The organism is Variovorax sp. PBL-E5, assembly GCF_901827185.1.
Taxonomy (GTDB): domain Bacteria; phylum Pseudomonadota; class Gammaproteobacteria; order Burkholderiales; family Burkholderiaceae_C; genus Variovorax.
In genome coordinates this window covers 435942-453351 of sequence record NZ_LR594673.1, presented here as the reverse complement: position 1 = coordinate 453351, position 17410 = coordinate 435942, and the positions used below count along the sequence as shown (strand labels likewise).

At 67.5% G+C, this 17410-nt stretch carries 15 protein-coding genes and 2 pseudogenes; 11 read left to right on the top strand and 6 right to left on the bottom strand.

The genetic code is table 11. The features are described from left to right. Window positions 1–4: 4 nt before the first annotated feature. The 6 genes from WDLP6_RS34115 to WDLP6_RS34090 all read left to right on the top strand — a co-directional run bounded on the left by WDLP6_RS34115 (window position 5) and on the right by WDLP6_RS34090 (window position 6986). A complete protein-coding gene (locus WDLP6_RS34115) occupies window positions 5–1177 on the top strand; it encodes an acyl-CoA dehydrogenase family protein (protein ID WP_162595696.1) in 1173 nt (390 codons plus the stop codon). 4 nt (window positions 1178–1181) lie between these two features. Continuing rightward, on the top strand, window positions 1182–2528 hold the full coding sequence (locus WDLP6_RS34110) for a phenylacetate--CoA ligase family protein (protein WP_162595695.1): 1347 nt from the start codon (window positions 1182–1184) through the stop codon (window positions 2526–2528). Window positions 2529–2547: 19 nt separating this feature from the next. Further along, window positions 2548–4095, top strand: coding sequence for a rhodanese-like domain-containing protein (locus WDLP6_RS34105; RefSeq protein WP_162595694.1), 1548 nt, complete (start codon window positions 2548–2550; stop codon window positions 4093–4095). A 102-nt stretch (window positions 4096–4197) separates the two neighbouring features. Continuing rightward, on the top strand, window positions 4198–5364 hold the full coding sequence (locus tag WDLP6_RS34100; RefSeq protein WP_162571671.1) for an acyl-CoA dehydrogenase family protein: 1167 nt from the start codon (window positions 4198–4200) through the stop codon (window positions 5362–5364). A gap of 10 nt (window positions 5365–5374) precedes the next feature. Beyond that, window positions 5375–6124: an SDR family NAD(P)-dependent oxidoreductase gene (locus WDLP6_RS34095; RefSeq protein WP_162595693.1), complete on the top strand. Its 750-nt coding sequence runs from the start codon at window positions 5375–5377 to the stop codon at window positions 6122–6124. A 55-nt stretch (window positions 6125–6179) separates the two neighbouring features. Next, on the top strand, window positions 6180–6986 hold the full coding sequence (locus WDLP6_RS34090; protein WP_162595692.1) for an IclR family transcriptional regulator: 807 nt from the start codon (window positions 6180–6182) through the stop codon (window positions 6984–6986). A gap of 22 nt (window positions 6987–7008) precedes the next feature. Here WDLP6_RS34090 and WDLP6_RS34085 read toward each other — a convergent pair whose 3' ends face one another. Both WDLP6_RS34085 and WDLP6_RS34080 read right to left on the bottom strand, forming a co-directional pair. After that, window positions 7009–7980, bottom strand: a complete 972-nt coding sequence (locus WDLP6_RS34085; RefSeq protein ID WP_162595691.1) for a Bug family tripartite tricarboxylate transporter substrate binding protein — start codon at window positions 7978–7980, stop codon at window positions 7009–7011. Window positions 7981–7992: 12 nt separating this feature from the next. Further along, entirely contained in the window at window positions 7993–8967 is a 975-nt protein-coding gene (locus WDLP6_RS34080; protein WP_162595690.1) for a Bug family tripartite tricarboxylate transporter substrate binding protein, read from the bottom strand. Window positions 8968–9103: 136 nt separating this feature from the next. Between WDLP6_RS34080 and WDLP6_RS34075 the strand changes: the two genes are divergently transcribed. Both WDLP6_RS34075 and WDLP6_RS34070 read left to right on the top strand, forming a co-directional pair. Next, window positions 9104–10252 (top strand): acyl-CoA dehydrogenase family protein, encoded by a 1149-nt coding sequence (locus WDLP6_RS34075; RefSeq protein WP_162595689.1) that lies wholly within the window; start codon window positions 9104–9106, stop codon window positions 10250–10252. Between the two features lie 87 nt (window positions 10253–10339). Then, window positions 10340–11221, top strand: a complete 882-nt coding sequence (locus WDLP6_RS34070) for an IclR family transcriptional regulator (RefSeq protein WP_162595688.1) — start codon at window positions 10340–10342, stop codon at window positions 11219–11221. 18 nt (window positions 11222–11239) lie between these two features. Here WDLP6_RS34070 and WDLP6_RS34065 read toward each other — a convergent pair whose 3' ends face one another. Continuing rightward, window positions 11240–12637, bottom strand: coding sequence for a phenylacetate--CoA ligase family protein (locus tag WDLP6_RS34065; RefSeq protein ID WP_162595687.1), 1398 nt, complete (start codon window positions 12635–12637; stop codon window positions 11240–11242). A 96-nt stretch (window positions 12638–12733) separates the two neighbouring features. Here WDLP6_RS34065 and WDLP6_RS34060 point away from each other — a divergent pair, with 96 nt between their 5' ends. Genes WDLP6_RS34060 through WDLP6_RS34050 form a run of 3 tightly spaced genes read left to right on the top strand, consistent with a single transcriptional unit; the run spans window position 12734 to window position 15108 of the window. Further along, complete coding sequence (locus WDLP6_RS34060) at window positions 12734–14122, top strand: MmgE/PrpD family protein (RefSeq protein ID WP_162595686.1); 1389 nt, start codon at window positions 12734–12736, stop codon at window positions 14120–14122. A 9-nt stretch (window positions 14123–14131) separates the two neighbouring features. Beyond that, a complete protein-coding gene (locus tag WDLP6_RS34055) occupies window positions 14132–14662 on the top strand; it encodes a flavin reductase family protein (protein WP_162595685.1) in 531 nt (176 codons plus the stop codon). Next, window positions 14659–15108 (top strand): flavin reductase family protein, encoded by a 450-nt coding sequence (locus tag WDLP6_RS34050; protein WP_162595684.1) that lies wholly within the window; start codon window positions 14659–14661, stop codon window positions 15106–15108. Before WDLP6_RS34055 ends, WDLP6_RS34050 begins: the two co-directional genes overlap by 4 nt. 156 nt (window positions 15109–15264) lie before the next feature. Here the strand turns inward: WDLP6_RS34050 and WDLP6_RS35590 are convergent. From WDLP6_RS35590 to WDLP6_RS34035, 3 genes and pseudogenes are all read right to left on the bottom strand, one after another. Continuing rightward, window positions 15265–16055, bottom strand: a pseudogene (locus WDLP6_RS35590) (IS6 family transposase). 105 nt (window positions 16056–16160) lie between these two features. Next, window positions 16161–16724: pseudogene (locus WDLP6_RS34040) on the bottom strand (DUF2182 domain-containing protein); the annotation flags it as partial. A 10-nt stretch (window positions 16725–16734) separates the two neighbouring features. Then, window positions 16735–17337, bottom strand: coding sequence for a DUF1326 domain-containing protein (locus tag WDLP6_RS34035; protein WP_162594678.1), 603 nt, complete (start codon window positions 17335–17337; stop codon window positions 16735–16737). Window positions 17338–17410 lie beyond the last annotated feature (73 nt).

The window sequence follows — 17410 nt, the reverse complement described above, 5'->3', positions numbered from 1 at the left end:
GCCCATGACGACGAACGATGCAGGCGAAATGCCGTGGGGCTTTCAGTTTCCCGCTGACGTGGAAGCACTGCGCGCGCGCGTTCGCGAATTCGCGCACGCTGAGATCGCGCCCGTCGCGGCTCCCAACGACGCCAAAGAGGTCTTTCCGATCGAGACGCTTCGCAAGATGGCCCGCATCGGGCTTCTGGGCGTGATCTCGCCCAAAGCGCTGGGCGGCCTGGGCACGAGCAATGTCGCGCTCGGCGCGGCGGTCGAGGAGATTGCGAAGGTCGATTTGAGCTGCGCCATCATCTGCTCGATGCAGAACACGCTCGGCAACTTGCTGCACGGCTGGGGCGACGGGCTGCGCGCTTCGGTGAATCGCGCCGAAGACATCATCGGACTTGCAACATCGGAGCCGGACTCGGGCTCGGACATCTCGCAGATCCGCACGACGGCGGTCAAGGACGGCGACGAGCTCGTCATCAACGGCACCAAGCGCCACGTGAGCCTGGTGCCCGGCGCCACGGTGCTGGCGGTGAGCGCGACGATGGAAGTCGAGCCCGGCCGAGATGCCACGACGCTCATCAAGGTGGAGGCGAATCGCCCCGGTGTGAGCTGGGAGGAGATTCCCGAGATGGGTCAGCGTGCCCACCAGCTCGCGGAAGTCTATTTCCGTGACGTGCGCGTGCCGATCTCGAACGTGATGGGCGAAGAAGGCCAAGGCATGGCGATGAACTTCGTGCGCTGGAACGTCTCGCGCGCGGTCAGTGCGTTGATCTCGCTGGGCACCGCCACGGGTGCGCTCGACCTGGCGACCGAATACGCGAAAAAGCGCGTCGTGTTCGGCAAGCCCATCGCGCGCTTCGAGGCCGTGCAGTTCCCAATCGTGGAGCAGTACACACGCATCGAAGCGGGCCGGTGGCTGGCGTACCGCGCGCTCTGGGGCGCGGACAACGGCATCGCTTCGGCCAAGGAAGCCTCGATGGCCAAGCTGTATGGCGCGCGCACGGCCTTCGAGGCTTGCGACGTGGCGCTGCAGACGCACGGCGCCGACGGCTACACGCGCGAGCTGCCGCTGGAGCGCATGCTGCGCGACGTGCGCGGCATGTATTTCTCGGGCGGCACGCCGCAGATCCACTCGATCAACATCGGGCGCGAAATCTTCGGCAAAGGCTACGCGCCGCACAGGAACTGACCGGGTGCACGCGCAGGCGCTTTCGCTCTCGCCCGATGCGCTGCACGAGCTGCGCATGCGCAAGCTGCAAAAGCAGATTGCCTATTGCTGGGAGCGTTCGCCCCTCTATCGCGCGAGCTTGCAGGCAGCGGGCGCGCAGCCCGGCGACATCCGCGAGTGGAGCGACTTCCGGTGCCTGCCGGTGCTGATGAACAAGCAGATCGAGCGCGAGAGCCAGGAAGAATCGCAAGCGAAGCTCGGGCATCCGCTGGGCATGCACCTGTGCGCCGACCCGGCGGATGTCGCGTGCATCTGCGGCACCTCGGGCTCCACCGGGCAGCCGACTTTCACTTACCTCTACACGCGCGAGGACCTGAAGGATGTGCGCATGCTGTGGGGCCGCATGCTCGCGTGGATGGGCATGAAGCCCGGCGAGCGCGTGCTGCACGGCTTCGGCATGAGCATGTGGGCCATGGGTGCACCGCTGACGAGTGCCCTCCTGGACAACGGCTACAACCTCATTCCCGCAGGAGCCGAAGCAGGCGCCGAGCGCATGTTGAAATTCGCCGAGCTCTTTCGCCCGCGCCTTCTCATGGGCACGCCGTCGCTGGTGGAGCACCTGATCGAGCGCGCACCGCAGGTGCTCGGCAAACCCGTGAGCGAGCTGGGTATCGAACGCATCTACTGCAGCGGCGAGCCGGGCGCGAGCATCCCGGCCGTGCGCAAACGCGTGCAGGACGCGTATGGCGCGCAGCTTTTCGACGGCATGGGCGGCGGGTGGGCGCGCGCGGCGATCTCCTGCGCGGGCGAGCATTCGCACGGCCTGCACGAGCTCACGCCCGACTACATGATCTGGGGCGACGACCTCGTCGATCCGCAGACGCACGCGCCGATGGAGGTGACCGAAGGCGCCATCGGCAAGGTGCTGACCACGGCGCTGGAGCACCGCGCGCGGCCCGTGCTGAAGTACGACACGGGCGATGTCGCGCAGGTGTACACCGCGCGCTGCGAATGCGGCTTCGAAGGTCGGCGCGTGCGCATCATCGGCCGAGCGGACGACATGGTGATCGTGCGCGGCGTGAACGTGTACCCGGCGGCGGTGCGCAGCGTGGTTGCCTCGTTCGTGCCGCGCTGCACGGGGATGATGCGCATCGTGCTCAAGGAGCCGCCGCCCCGCGCCGCGTCGCCGCTGGACATCAAGGTGGAGCACGACGCGGCGCTCGGCGAGGGCGAGCTCATCGCGCTGAAGGAAGAGCTGGCTACCGAGATCCGCTCGCGCCTGCGTTTCACGGCCAATGTGCTGCTGGTGAAACCTGGCGAACTGAAAGTCACCGACAAGGGCAAGAGCCCGCTGGTCGAACGCGCCTACTGAACTTGTCGAACAAAAGCCCATGGCCTTCCCACGCTCCATCACCGCGCCGGAACTGAAGGCGCTCACGATCGACCACGCCTTGCTGGACATTCGCGACCTTGGCGAATACGAGAAAGCGCATCTGGGCGGCGCGACGCCGCTGCCGCGCGCGCGCATCGAGAGCGATCTGGCGGCGATCGTGCCGGACACGTCGGCCTGCGTGGTTCTGTACGGCGAGGACGATGCGCGCGCACGCCTGGCCGCCCAGACGGCGCAGTCGCTCGGCTACACGGACGTGCGCGTGCTCGAAGGTGGCATCGCGGCATGGCAGACGGCGGGCGGCGCGGTGCACAGCGGCACCAACGTGCCCAGCAAGGTGTTCGGCGAAAGCCTGTTGCATGAAGATGGTGTGCCCGAAGTGACGGCGCAGGAACTGGCGCGCGAGCTGGAAGACGCGGGCCTTGTGCCGCTCGTCATCGACGTGCGCACTGGCGCGGAATTCCTGCGCGGGTGCATTCCGGGCGCGGTGAACCTGCCGGGCGGCGACCTCGTGCGTGCCGCCAGCGAATTGAAGGCCACGGGCCGCCCCATCGTCACGCATTGCGCGGGCCGCACGCGCAGCCTGGTGGCGGCCGCCACGCTGCGCAAGCTCGGGGTCGACAACGTGCGCGCGCTGCGCAACGGCACGATGGGCTGGCTGCTCGATGGCAAACAGGTGGAGACGCCTGCGAAGCTGCGCCGCTTCGAGTGGCGGGACGTTCCGTCCACCGATGCGGCCACGCCGTCGCCGTTCGAATCGGCCGGTGCCACGTCACACGAGCTGCATGAACGGATGGCGCACCTGCCGCGCGACTTCTATCTATTCGACGTGCGCGGCACCGCCGAATTCGAGGCGGCGCACGTGCCAGGCGCGAAGCACGTGCCCGGCGGGCAGCTCGTGCAATGCGCCGACGACCACATCGCGCTGCACCGTGCCGACATCATCGTCGTCAGCCTGCGCGCAGAGCGCGCTGCTGTGACGGCTTCCTGGCTGCGCCGCATGGGTTACTCGCGGGCGCAGGTGTTGCAAGGGGGCATCGCCGCATGGCAAGCAGCGGGCTATGGCGTGGAAAAAGGCGCGGCCGCGACGCTGCACGTGCCCGATCGCGCGCCGTACGTCGATGCCGCAACGCTCGCGCGTGAAATCGAAAGCGACGCGCAGCCCGTCGTCCTCGACCTGGGCTCCAGCATCCGGTTCGACAAGCGCCACATCCCCGGTGCGCACTGGATCAGCCGCGGCTGGCTCGAGATCGAGATGCCCCAGCGCATTGCCGTTCGCGGCACGCCCATCGTGGTCAGCGGCACGTCGCACGAGCAGGCGCAACTAGCCGCGCGGACGCTGCAGGGCCTGGGTTACACGCACATCCGCGTGCTGCACGAATCCATCGATGAATGGCGCGAGGCGAAGCATCCGCTCGAAGCCGGCCGTACCAGCGCCTGGAGCCGCGTGAAGGACCTGGCCAATCTCGCGATCCTCAATCGCGACGTCGAGGCCATGCAGCACTACCTGGATTGGGAAGTGGCGCTGGCGGGCAAGCACCGCGGCTGAATCGCGAAAAGCCGCAGTGAGTTTCAACGTGCGGAACCGCATCCGCACACCGCCTGCCTACGATGGACTCACATCAAGGTACACGCCACAAGGAGAGCCATCTTGGATTTCAGTTTCACTCCCCAGCAGCAGAAGGTCTACGATACCGTGGGGGCCCTGGGCCGCGAACGTTTCGCGCCACGCGCGGCGGAACATGACCAGGCCGCGACGCTGCCGGTCGAGAACATGACCGACCTGAAGGACGCGGGCCTGCTCAAGCTCACCGTGTCGGAAGACCTGGGCGGCATGGGCAGTGGCACGGCCGGCACCGACCCGCTGATGTACCTGGTGGCGGTCGAGCAGACCGCGCGCTATTGCATGTCGACCGCGCAGTGCCTGCACATCCACTGCCACGGGTCGCACTTCATCGACAAGGCAGGCAGCAAGTACCTGCGCGAGCTCGTGGGCAACGACGTGGTTAAAAAGGGCGCGACGGTGAGTTTCACCGGCAGCGAGCCTGGGCGCACCTCGCGCGGCCTGTACACGCTGCTGACCACAGCCGAGCGCGTGCCCGGCGGCTTCAAGGTGAACGGCGTCAAGAACTACGCGACGCTCGTCGACATGGCCGACTACAACATCGTCGCGGCAGGCATCCCCGACGTGCCGCCGGCCGAAGGCCACGTGAACCTCGTGATCCCCAAGCGCACCGAGGGCCTGTCGATCGTGAAGGGTTCGTGGAACCCGATCGGCATGCGCGGCGCGGTGAGCCCCGTCATGCAGCTGCAGGACTGTTTCGTGCCGGACGAAATGTTGCTGGGCGATCCCGGCATCTTCCCGCGCGAGCGCTGGCAGGCACGCTTTCACCTCAGTTTCGCGGCGCAATACCTGGGCGGCTGCGAAGGCATCTTCGACCTGCTCAAGGAATACATCCCGCATCGCGGCACTGCGGACGATCCGTACGCGCAGCTGCGCATGGGAGAGATCCGCGTGGGCATCGACTCGGTGCGCTGGCTCATCTACCGCGCTGCGTGGCTCTGGACGCAGGGCGACCGCGTGAAGGCCGAACTGGAGTCGATGGGCGCCAAGCACCGGGCAATCGAAAACGCCGTGATGGTGATGGACAAGGCCGCGCAGATCGCGGGCTCCAGCGCCTTCTGGGCCGACAGCGTGCTCTCGCGCTTCGTGCGCGACCTGCGCATCCACACGCTGCACGAAAACCTCGACAAGAGCGCTGCGACACTGGGCAAGTTCAACCTGGGCCAGGCATTCGACACCACGGCGCGCCTGTAAGGACCGCAACGTGAAAGGCCGCGTCGTCTGGATCGTCGGCGCCACGGGCGTGGTGGGGGCGGCGCTTGCGCCATTGCTCGCCTCGCGCGGTGCGGTGCTCGCGCTGACCGGCCGCAAGCAAGAGCAGTTGGCCGAGATCGCCAAGGCCGTCGCGGATGCGGGTGGCACCGCGCACACCTATGCGCTGGACATTTCAGACGACAAGGCGATCCGCGAGATCGCCGAGCGCATCGCAGCGGACTGCGGCGGCATCGACGCGCTGGTCAACACGGTCGCCGCGCGCACCTTCGGCGACTTCATGAAACTCACCGACAGCGACTGGCAAGAGGTGCTGGATACCAAGCTCATGGGCTACATCCGCACCATGCGCGCTTCGATCCCGCACATGCAGCGGCGCGGCGGCGGCAGCATCGTCAACGTGTCCGGGCGTGGTGGGCGCCAGCCCACGCCCGCGCACCTGCCGGGCGGATGCGCGAACGCGGCGGTCAATCTTCTGTCGAAAGGCGTGGCCGACGTCGTGCGCGCCGACGGCATCCGCATCAACGTCGTTGCGCCGGGTCCCATCGAGTCCGACCGGTTCAAGCTCATCGAGCGCAGCAATGTCGCGGCCTGGGGCGGCGACAACAAGCGCGCGGCCATGGACCACATGGCGCAGCCGCTGGATATCGCGAACGCCATCGCCTTTCTTCTGGGCGATGCGGCGCGCCACATCACCGGGACCGTGCTCGCGGTCGATGGGGGCGGAACTGCAACGGTCTAAACTGGCGGACGCGCCGTCTGCTGGGTCTGTGTTCCGGCACCTGAGCGCCTTCGCCATGGATACGCCGGATGCCCCCGACGCGGCGGCAGAGGACAAGGACCGCCAGTTCGCCACCTCGCTTGCACGCGGCCTCGACGTGCTGCGCTGCTTCAGCGCGCGCCAGCCCGTGCTGGGCAACGGCGAAATCGCGGAGATCACGGGCCTGTACAAGTCCACCGTCTCGCGCCTGACCTACACGCTGACGCAGCTGGGTTACTTGCGCAAAGTGGCCGACAGCGCCAAGTACGAGCTGGGCCCCGCCGTCGTGTCGCTGGCCTATCCGCTGGTCGCAAGCATCCAGATCTACCGCGTGGCCGTGCCGCAAATGCGCGAGCTCGCCGACTACGCGCGCGGATGGGTCTCGATCGGCGTGCGCGAACGCACCAACATCGTCTACATGGAGACGGTGAGCTTCGATGCGCAAGCGCTTTCCAAGCGCGACATCGGCCTCACCTTCCCGATCATCTCGTCGGCCATCGGGCATGCCTATTTGGCCGCGCTGGACGAAGGCGAGCGTACGAAGCTCTTGAACCAGATTCGCCTCAAGACGCCGCAGGACTGGACGCGCTATTCGCAAGGCGCGGCCGATGCGCTGGCCGAATTCGCGCATCGCGGCTTCTGCCTGCGCCGCGGCGGCTACAACCCCGACGTGCACACGGTGGCCGTGCCGCTGCGGCTGCAGGACGAGACCGTGGTGTTCAACTGCGCGGTGCCCGCGCGGTCGCTGTCACCGGGCCAGCTGGAGATGGACATCGGTCTGCGCCTGGTGGAGCTGGTGCGCAGCGTGCACGAGCGGCTGTCGTCCGATCCGGAAGCGGCCTGAGGCCGGCCGCTTCTTTCGCGCTTTATTGCACCTGCACCTTCGCGGCCTTCGCCACGTGGGTCCACTTCTCCGTCTCCGCCGCCAGGTACTGCTCGAACGCATCGGGCGTGCTGCCCACGGGGATCAGCGAGTTCTTCTCGAACTTCTCGACGACCTCAGGCATGCGGATCACTTCGGCGATCACCGTGCTCAGTTTGTCGACGGTGGCCTTGGGCGTGCCGGCGGGCGCGACCACGCCATACCACGAGCGCAAATCGAAGTTGTCCAGTCCGGCTTCGGTCAAGGTCGGCACGTCGGGGCTCGTCGCGAGCCGCTTGACACCGCCGTAGGCGAGCATGCGGATGCGGCCGCTTTGCACCTGCGGGCCCGCGCTGGCGACGGTGTCGAACATCGCGCTCACGTTGCCGCTCAGAAGGTCGGTCATCGCGGCCGAGCTGCCCTTGTAGACGACGGTGGGCATGTCGACGCCGGTGCGCTGCTTGAAGAGCTCGGTGGCCAGATGCCCTACGCTCGCCAGTGCATTCACACCGAGCGCGTAGCGCCCGGGCGATGCTTTCGCGGTGTCGATCAGCTCCTTCACGTTGCGCGCGGGCACGGCCGCGTTCACGTACAAACCCATGGGCACGTCGGCCACGAGCGAGACGGTGGCCAGCTCGCGCAAGGTGTCGAACGGCATCTTCTGCATCACCGCCGGATTGACCGCGAGGCCTGAGTACGCCATCGCCAGTGTGTAGCCGTCGGCCGGCGCGCGTGCGGCCGCGAGATTCGCGATGTTGCCGCCCGCGCCGGGACGGTTCTCGACGACGACAGCCTGCCCGAGCTTCTTCGTGAGTTCGGTCGCGACGATGCGCGCGACCAGGTCCGAGCCGCCGCCGGCGGTGGCGCCGACGAGCAGGTGAATCGGCCGGCTCGGGTATGCGTCCTGCGCTTGGGCAGTGGGTACGACGGCCGCCACCGATGCGATGGCGGAAAAGAGGATCGAAGCGAATTTCATGTCATTTCTTCTTCAGTCTGCTTTCACGCCGGTCTTCTTGACGATCTCTGCCCAGCGCACGGTTTCGCTGCGGATCTTGTCGGCGGCCTGCTGCGGCGTGCCCGGCACGGCGTTGGCGCCTTGCTTGGCGAGCCATTCCTTCGCATCGGGCTCGGCGAGCGATGCGTTCACGGCCTGGTTCAACTTGCCGACGATGGCAGCGGGCGTGTTCGCGGGCGCGACCAGGGCGAACCACGGCGCGGCGACGAACTCCGGGTAGCCGAGCTCCTTGAACGTGGGCACGTCGGGCAGCTGCGGGGCACGCTCGGCACCCAGGGTTGCAATGGCGCGCAGCTTGCCCAGCTTCACGTATTCGGCCACAGCCGGCAGGTTCTCCACGTCGAGGTCGATGTGGCCGGCGAGCATGTCCATGATCGCGGGGCCCGAGCCGCGGTAGGGCACCATCGTGAACTTCGTGCCGTTGTGCGTGGCGAACATCTCGGTCATCAGGTGGTGCATCGAGCCGGTCGCGTTGATGGCGGCGCGCACTTCCATCGGCTTGGCCTTCGACAGATCAACCAGTTCCTTCAGCGTATGCGCCTTGAATTCGGGGTTGCTCACCAGCACCATCTGCGCTTCGGCCACCACGGCGACCGGGGCGAAATCCTTCAGGATGTCGTAGGGCACTTTCGGATACAGCGCCAGCGCCACGCCCAGCGGTCCAGCCGAGGACATGAGCAACGTGTAGCCGTCGGGCGCTGCCTTGGCGACGAAGTCGGCGCCGATCAGGCCGCCCGCGCCGCTCTTGTTTTCGACCACCACGGCCTTGCCCAGGTGCGTGGACAGGCTCTGCGCCAGGAAGCGACCCAGGATGTCGGCCGTGCCGCCGGGCGGGAAGGGCACGATCATCTTGACGGGGCGGTCGGGCCACGAGCTCGCCTGCGCGAGGGCCGCGGGCAGGGTCAGGGCGAACACGGCCGCGGCGAGCAGGCCCTTCAAATAGCGCATCGCTTGTCTCCTGTGTACTTCTGATCAGAAAGCCAAGGCCAGTCTAGGAGCAGGCGCGCGCGCGAAGAATTCGCTCTGCGAAACATTGGGCCGTGCCGCGCTGCCACCATTGCATGGCATCAAGGAGAGCACCCCGATGGCACTGGATTATTCGTTTTCGCAAGAGCATGAGTCGTTTCGCGCTTTCGTCCGTGGCTTCGCGCGGGAGGCGATCCAGCCTTACGTGGTGGAGTGCGACGAGAAGGAACGGTTTCCGGTGGAGGCCATCCGCCACATGGGCAAGACGGGCCTTCTGGGCATCATCGCGCCCAAGCGCCTGGGCGGCATGGAAGGCGACTACATCATGCTGGGCATCGCGGTCGAGGAGATCGCGCGCGTGGACAACAGCTGCGCCATGATCTGCTCGATGCAGAACACGCTGCCCAACCTCGTGCCCGGGTGGGGCGAGGAGGCCGCGCGCGGCGTGATCAGCGGCGAGCGGCTGGTGTGCATCGCAACATCCGAGACGGAAGCGGGCTCGGACCTGTCGAACATGTCGACCACCGCGTGCGTGGAAGACGGCCACTTCGTCATCAATGGCGAGAAGATCCACGTGAGCCTCATGCCCGGCGCCGCGCTGATGGGCGTCACCGCGAAGGTGCAGCAGCCCGACGGCAGCTCGCGCATCACGTTCATCCGCGTGCCGGCCGACGCGCCCGGCGTGAGCTGCGAGCTCATGCCCGAGATGGGGCTGCGCTCGCACCAGCTCGGCATCGTGCGCCTGAAGGACGTGCGCGTGCCGGTGGAACACACGCTCGGCGGCGAAGGGCAGGGCAAAGCCGTGCTCTATGCGCGGTGGAACGTGTCGCGGTGCCTGTCCGCGCTCAACGCACTGGGCGCCGCGCAGCAGGTGCTCGACGACACGATCGAGTTCGTCAAGAAAAAAGAGGTGTACGGCAAGGCCATCGGCCACTACCAGGCGATCAGCTTTCCGCTGGTGGAGCACTCCACGCGTGTGGAGGCGGGCCGCATGCTGGCCTACCGCGGGCTGTGGATGAACACGCGCGGCGAAAACGCGGCGCGCATCGCCGGCATGGCCAAGTGGAGCGGCATCACTGATTCGATCGCCGCCATCCAGGACTGCCTGCAGATGTTCGGCGCCAGCGGCTACCTCAAGGCACTGCCGCTGGAGCGGCGGCTGCGCGACGTCCTGGGGCTTACGTTCACCGGCGGCACGATCAACGTGATGAAGCTCACCGTGGTCAAGGAGCTCCTGGGCGCGAGCTTCATGGACATTTCCGGCTGACCGGCTTCGGGTAAATCCCCGGTCCCGCAGCCGCTGGGTTTCACTCCGCAGAAATGCACGCTGCGGCGCGGGGACGTACGATGGCGCGTGACCCGAAACCCGCCCGATCTTCCGGAAGAGCCGTTCGACGAGGCCGGCGGCGCGCATGTGGGCGACCGCCAGTTCGCCATCACGCTCGCGCGCGGCCTGGACGTGCTGCGCGCGTTCAGCGCCGAAGCGCCCGTGCTCGGCAACAAGGAAATCAGCCAGCGCACGGGCCTGCCCAAGGCCACCGTCTCGCGGCTGACCTACACGCTCACCAGCCTGGGTTTCCTGCATTTCCTGCCCGAGGCGGGCAAGTACGGCAAGTACGTGCTCGGCCGTGCGGTCCTGTCGATGGCGCATCCGCTTCTGGCCAACATCAAGCTGCGGCAGGCGGCCCGCACACCGATGCGCGAACTGGCCGACGCGGTGGGCGGCGCGGTGTCGCTCGGCGTGCGCGACGGCCTGAACATGGTCTACGTGCACACGGCCAAGCGCGTCGAATCGGCAGGCTGGATCTCGGACATCGGCAAGACGTTCGCGCTCGGGCGCTCGTGCATGGGCGATGCGTTCCTTGCCGCGTTGCCGCAGGGCACGCGCGAGTCGCTGCTGTCGGACATCCGCACATCGATGCCCGACGAATGGGAGGCGACGGCGAGCCGCATCGAGCGCTCGCGCGAACAGGTCGCGCGCCTGGGCTTTTGCGTGCACGAAGGGCTCGTGCGACCCAGCGTGCATGTGGTGGCCGCACCCATCCACTTGCCCGACCAGGGCGAGCCCTACGTCTTCAATTGCGCGATCACCGCGGAAGCGTCGTCGCACGCTCGCTTGTTCGACGACATCGGCCCGCGCCTGGCGGAGCTGGTGGCGCAGATGAAAGAGCGGCTGGCCAACGCCGAGGCCGAGCCCCCGCAGCCGCTGCCCGACGCGTGGGCGCGGCGGCACTGAACGCGGCTTGCCCGCAGTTCAGGACTCCACGACGATCAGCTTCGCCTTGCTTTCCGTGCGGTCGAGCGAGCAGGTCGCGACGCATTCCACGCGCACGCGCACATTGAGCTGCTCGCGGCATGCGTTCTCGAAGGCCGCTTTCAATGTCTCGAGGCTGGCGCCGTCGATGCCCGCGCTCACCTCGGCGCGCACGTGCAGCGGTGGCTCCACTTTCGGCCCTTTGGCTTTCAACACGATTTGCATCGGCCCCGCCAGCTGTGGCTCGAACTGGTTGACGACCGCCTGCACCGCGGACGGATAGAGGTTCACGCCGCGCACGATCAGCATGTCGTCGGTGCGGCCGACGATGTCCATTCGAAAGCCCGTGCGCCCGCAGGCGCAATCGCCCACGCGCACCTTCAGCACGTCCCCGCTGCGGTAGCGCACCAGCCCGCAGGCGTGGCGGCTGAGGTGCGTGAAGATGTACTCGCCCTCGGCGCCGTCTTCCAGGGGCAGCAGCGTGCCGGCTGCAGGATCGATGAGTTGCACCAGCGCCATGTCGGGCGTGGTCTGGTGCTTGCCCTCGCGCACGTGGCAGTGCGAGAAGTTGTTGGGCTGCGCATCCGACGACGAGGCGAAGTCGTACACGTGCGGCGTGCCCCAGGCCTCCTCGATGCGGCGGCGAAACTCCGGCACCTCGAAACCCGACTCGCCCCCGCCGCAGATCACGCGCACGCCGAGATCGGCCGGGTCCATGCCCAGCACGTCGCGGCAACGCTCGGTCAGGTAGGCCATGAACGAGGGCGTTCCGATCCACGCCGTGGCGCGGATCTCCTTCATCATCCTCAGCATGCCTTCGGCGCGCTTTTCTGCGCCCACCGGAATGCTGTTGGCGCCCAGATGTTCGATCGACGTGCAGATCGGCACGCCCGCGTTGAACATGCTCAGCGCAAAGCCGTTGACCACGCGGTCGCCGGGCCGGACCCCGAAGGACCACAGCGCCCGCGCGATGCTCTCGCTTCGCATCAGCACGTCGTGGCGCGTGTACGCCTGGAACACCGGCTTGCCCGTGGTGCCTGACGTGGCAGTGGTGCGGATGATCTCGCTGTCGGCCGCGGCCTGGTGCAGGCCGAACGGCGGGTGCGATTCCTGCCCCGCGCGCAACTCGGCCTTCGTGGTGAAGGGCAACTGCGCGAGTTCGTCGATGGTCTGGAGGTCCTTCGCACGAAAGCCCGCCTGCGCGAACTTGCGCTGGTACAGGGCCGAGTGGCTTTCCAGGTAGTCGAGCTGCACGCGCAGCTTTTGCAACTGCACTTCGCGCATGAGCCCGGCGGGCATGGCCTCGCGCTTGGTATTCCAGTAGGGGCGCCCCAGGTCGTCGCCGGGCTGTGCGAAGTGAACGTCGGGCCCGAAACCGGCACCAGGATCGATTGGCATGGACCGACGATAGCGTGCGGTGCGCCGCTTGCGGTTTCGCAGGGCGGAACGCGCGCGGGCAGGCGCTGGTTACGATGGCGAGGATCAGGACCGGACATGACCGACACACTCGCCCAGGCCCTCTCGCGGCACGTCGCCATGCGGCGATTCGAGGACTTGCCACCGGACGCCATCCAGGCCACGCGCCTGCTGCTGCGCGACACGCTGGCCGTCGGCTGGGCGGGCTCGGCGTTTGCCGGGCTGGAGGCGATGCGGGGCGGCACGCTGGGCGGCGCTGCCCTGGGTCCATGCGATGTCTGGGGAACGGGCGGGCGGGCTCGCGCGCTCGACGCCGTCTTCCTCAACGGTGTGGCCGCTGCCGCGCTGGAATTCGATTCGCTGCACGACGCCGGGCTGGTGCATGCGGACCTGGTGTGTGTGCCGGCGGTCTTCGCATTCGCGCAGGAGCGCCACGCCAGCGGCCGCGAGCTCATTGCGGCAACGGCGCTCGCCTGCGATGTGACCTGCCGCCTCGCACTCGGCGCAGCGGAGCACACGGGCTGGTGGCACAGCTCGATCTATGGCGTGTTCGGCGCTGCCGCCGGTTGCGCACGCCTTCTCGGGCTGGACGAACACGGCATTGCGCAATCGCTGGGCATTGCGCTCGGACACACGGGCGGCACGCAGCAGGCGATCGTCGAGCAGACGGGGCTCAAGCGCGTGCAGTCCGCCATCGCCGCGCGCGGTGGGGCGCATTCGGCGCTCCTTGCCGCGTGGGGTGTTAGCGCGCCGACCGAACCTTTCGCGGGGCGCCACGGCCTGTACGCGCGCTTCGAACGCGGCGGCGACGAAAAAATCGTGCTCGATGGACTGGGCAGGCGCTTCGAAGGCATGCTGTCGAGCTACAAGAAATTCCCCACCTGCGGCTGCGGCCACGCGGCCACGGAAGCGGCGCTGCAACTGGCAGTCGAGCATGCGCTGGACGAGTCGATGATCGAAAGCGCGGTGATCCGCATCTCGCCCTACATGAACGGCATCGTCGGCGCGCCGTATTCGCCCGCGGACAACCCTACCGTCGCCGCGCAGTTCAGCGTGCGCTATTGCGTGGCGAGCGCCGTGGCCCGCAAGCGCGTGGGGCTGCAAGAGATCGAGCCGGCCAGTGCACTCGATCCAAGGCTCCTTGCGTTCGCGAACCGCATCGCCATCGAGGTGGACGAGACGAACTCCGGCAAGCTCGCGCCCGCCGAAGTGCGTCTCACCCTGCGGGACGGCCGCGTGCTCGCCCGCCGCGTGGAGGAGGTGCCCGGTACCCGCGCGAACCCCATGACCGAATCGGACTTGCGGGCCAAAGCGCGCGACTGCCTCGTACGCGGCACACGGCCCCTCGATGCCGCGCAGTGCGATGAGTGGCTGGGGCGCCTCGATGCGCTGGAGATCTGCGCCGACGCGGCGGATCTTTTCGCTCCGTTTCACTCTGCCGAACCGGGCGGCATCCGGCAGGAATAGGATGGCCCCATGGACATGAAGGCGCTGCGCAACTCCCTCGGGCGTGTGCCCACGTGCGTGTGCGTGGTGACGACGGTCGCTGTCGATGGCACGCCCGTGTGCATGACTGCCAACTCGGTGCTGCCGGTGATGTCGGCACAGCCCTGCATCATCTGGAGCCTGGGCCGCTCATCGCGGTCGCGACCGGCTTTCGAAGCCGCGGGACGCTTCGGCGTGTCGCTGCTTGCCGAACACCAGCAGGCGATTTCGACGCAAATGGCGTCGCCAGTGGCGGACCGGCTTGCCGGCGTCGACTGGCATCGCGGCGCTGCAATCGGCATGCCGCTCATTGTGGGCAGCATGGCGCGATTCGAATGCTCGAACATCATCGTGCGCGAGATCGGCGATCACGTCGCGTTCATCGGCGACGTGGTGGCGTGGGACGCGGACGCGAACTTGCGGCCGCTGCTCTACGTGGATGGCCGCTACGCCGCGATCGAGCGCATGGCGTTGGATGCGCAGGCCTCGCGCGCCGCCTTGGCCGAGGGCCTCGCCGCATGAACGCCATGCCCATCCTTGCGCCTTGCCCGCCGCTGCCGCAGGGCCTTTTCGCCACGGGCCGGGTTCTGATCTCGCTGCGCGGCGACAACGGGCGGCCGCGCGCGACGCAGGCGCTTGCCTTCAACTCCGTGTCGCTCACGCCTGCCATCGTCGTGTGGGTGCTGGGCAAGGACGAGGAACTGCACTTCAGCCTCGACCAGGCGTGCGGTGTGAGCGTGCTCGCGGGCAGACAGCCGCCCAGCCTGCTGCACTGGCAGCCGGGCGAGGAACTCGGCGCGCCACTGGCGACAGATTCGCTCGCAAGCTTCGAGGCGGTGGTGTTCGACCGCATCGACTGCGGTGACGAGGTCGTGCATTTCGCGCAGCTCGCAAGCTTCCGCCGTGGTACCGGCGAGACCGGTGACGTGGCCTTGCGCGGGCAGGTGCACGGCTGCCGTGCGCTCTGAGCCCGTCGCTGGGCCATGTATCGCCGCCACGCGGCGGCGAAGGCGGGCGCAGCCCTCTCGGCTTTGTCACGTTAGCGATGGCGGGTTGAAAAAGGTCTGGAGATGGATCTCTCAGAAGGCGGCGCACGGCGTTTGGGCGACGTCGGTGAAAGGGCGCTAGGCGTCGAAGCGCGCGGCCAGTTGTTTGCGGTAGAGCGAGGCGCGCAACAGATGGTGCTTGAGCGCGAAGTGCTGGTGGATAGAACCGAAGCTCGATAGAAAGTTCTGCGAGCGCTCGGGCCGGCGAAAGCCTCCCATGCGCCGCTCGCGCTCGCGAGGGCTGATGGCTGTTTTCGGCGCGGTTGTTCACGCGCGCACAGGCCTTCACGAACACGTGCCGCACGGCCGCAAGCTCAGGAATCTCGGCCTTGGCAGCTGGACAGCTTTGCAGCTGGTTGGGACGATCTTGCGTGGCGCCTCTGGGCAAGTGGCGAGCACGCGCTTCGCGGCTTGGCCCGCAGGGCGCAGTCGACCGGGCTTGAACTGACCTTTGCGAATGCGATGCAGCAGCTCGATGCCAGCGATTGTTACCGCCGCGCGATCGAAGACCTTGAAGCCGAGCATGGGCTTGGTGCGCGACTTCACGTCTCGACTCGATCGGCAGCCCGGTATACGGTATAGATAGGTCCATCTGCCGCGGATTCTCACGTAGGTTTCGTCGACGCGCCGCGAACGACCGGCCTTGCGAGCAAATCGATTCCAGCGCTTCTCGAACTCGGGCACGAATCGTTGCACCCCGCGCATGATCGGGGTGTGGGCCAATACCAGGCCGCGCTCGGTCATCATCTCCACGAGGTCGCGAAGGCTCAGCTTGAAGCGCTGGTACCAGCGAACGCACAACACGTGATCTCTCTCTCGAAGTGCCGCCCTTTGAACAGCTCGCCCACGCTTTGCAGCCTCTGCGCCATCGCGATCCTCCCTCGGTTCAAAGACCCCCAGCTCGTGAGCGGATCGCCGGCCGGAGGCTGCCGGGCACCTGCCTACGGCTTACCTCGAGCAGCGGATGGCCCCAGCAGCGCGAAGCCCAGAGGCGTGCGGCATTTGTCGAGGCACCGGTACTTGAGCCGGCTGAACTGGAAGGCGCCGGCCAGCGCGATGACGGCCGCGCCGATCAGCCAGCCATGCCAGGCCAGCGTGGGTGATTTCGCGAGCACGGACAGCAGCGCCGTGTGCAGCCCATGGGCCAGCAGCCCGAAGGCGCCCCACGCCGCCATGTAGCCGAGACCGAGCAGCAGCATCAGGCGGCGATGGTCCGCGCGCCGCGCGGTCATCCGGTCGAACACGTCGAACAGGGGCAAGGTGGTGGGCAGCATCATGGCAGCGGTCATCAGTACCCAGGCAAGGGCATAGAGCAATCCGGGCAGCCACCATTCGCCGGCGGGCAGGGCGCGGCACAGGAAGGCGGCCGGGCCTGAGGCCATCCAGTCCCCGTGCTCGAGGTAGCGTCCCCAGGGGCTGCGCGCCCAGGCCCACAGCACCACCCACGCCAGCACGACCAGCGCAGCCAGCAGCGGCAGAAACACTCGGCGGTGGCGCGCGGGGCCGGCCAGCGGTACCGCACGCGCGGCGGCGGGCATGGCGGGGCGCTCAAGCGTCGAACACGAAGGTGCTTTGCAGCGCGTTGTGGTTCTTGATGTCCAGGTCGATGCCCAGGGCGGCGTTCTTCGAGCGGTAGGTCGGCGCCTTGCCGACGAAGACCGGCGCGCCCGGCACGGTCGAGAACACGGTGTCGGACAGCACGGTCTGGCCGCCGGTCGCGCCGCGGTAGGGCTCCAGTTCGGCGTAGTAGTCGCTGCCGATCGACAGCTTGCCGCTGCCCTCGTTCACGTGAAAGTCGATCTTGGCGCGCTCCACCGACACCACGGTGCCGATCAGCTTGGCGAGATCGGCGATCGGCCCGCCGGCCTGGCCGGTGTAGACCTTGAGCAGCATCTCTTCCTGCTCCTTGGAGGCGTTGTCGTCCACGAAGATCGCGGCCGTCCAGTTGCCCTGCAGGATGTTGCCGGGCACATGGGCCACGGCGGCGATGGTGTTGCCGCCGACGTCGAGGCCATCGACCGTGCCCTTGTCGATGCGCCAGGCGACGATGGTGTCGCAGGTCCCGTTGTCCGGATCCTCTCCGATCCAGCACGGACACAGGACATTGCAGTTGCAGACCTCCAGCAGACGACCTTCCAGGTGATAGCTCATAGCAAGCTCCTTGTGCGTTGAATGGCCAGCCTCACTGACTCGGAACTTGTCGCCGCGGCTGAGGCGGCAAGGA

Excerpts from the sequence above, each read along its gene's own strand:
- WDLP6_RS34055 (WP_162595685.1), top strand. The coding sequence starts at position 14,132 with ATGGACATGAAGGCGCTGCGCAACTCCCTCGGGCGTGTGCCCACGTGC.
- WDLP6_RS34035 (WP_162594678.1), bottom strand. The coding sequence starts at position 17,337 with ATGAGCTATCACCTGGAAGGTCGTCTGCTGGAGGTCTGCAACTGCAAT.
- WDLP6_RS34085 (WP_162595691.1), bottom strand. The coding sequence starts at position 7,980 with ATGAAATTCGCTTCGATCCTCTTTTCCGCCATCGCATCGGTGGCGGCC.
- WDLP6_RS34050 (WP_162595684.1), top strand. The coding sequence starts at position 14,659 with ATGAACGCCATGCCCATCCTTGCGCCTTGCCCGCCGCTGCCGCAGGGC.
- WDLP6_RS34065 (WP_162595687.1), bottom strand. The coding sequence starts at position 12,637 with ATGCCAATCGATCCTGGTGCCGGTTTCGGGCCCGACGTTCACTTCGCA.
- WDLP6_RS34105 (WP_162595694.1), top strand. The coding sequence starts at position 2,548 with ATGGCCTTCCCACGCTCCATCACCGCGCCGGAACTGAAGGCGCTCACG.
- WDLP6_RS34075 (WP_162595689.1), top strand. The coding sequence starts at position 9,104 with ATGGCACTGGATTATTCGTTTTCGCAAGAGCATGAGTCGTTTCGCGCT.
- WDLP6_RS34090 (WP_162595692.1), top strand. The coding sequence starts at position 6,180 with ATGGATACGCCGGATGCCCCCGACGCGGCGGCAGAGGACAAGGACCGC.
- WDLP6_RS34080 (WP_162595690.1), bottom strand. The coding sequence starts at position 8,967 with ATGCGCTATTTGAAGGGCCTGCTCGCCGCGGCCGTGTTCGCCCTGACC.
- WDLP6_RS34060 (WP_162595686.1), top strand. The coding sequence starts at position 12,734 with ATGACCGACACACTCGCCCAGGCCCTCTCGCGGCACGTCGCCATGCGG.
- WDLP6_RS34115 (WP_162595696.1), top strand. The coding sequence starts at position 5 with ATGACGACGAACGATGCAGGCGAAATGCCGTGGGGCTTTCAGTTTCCC.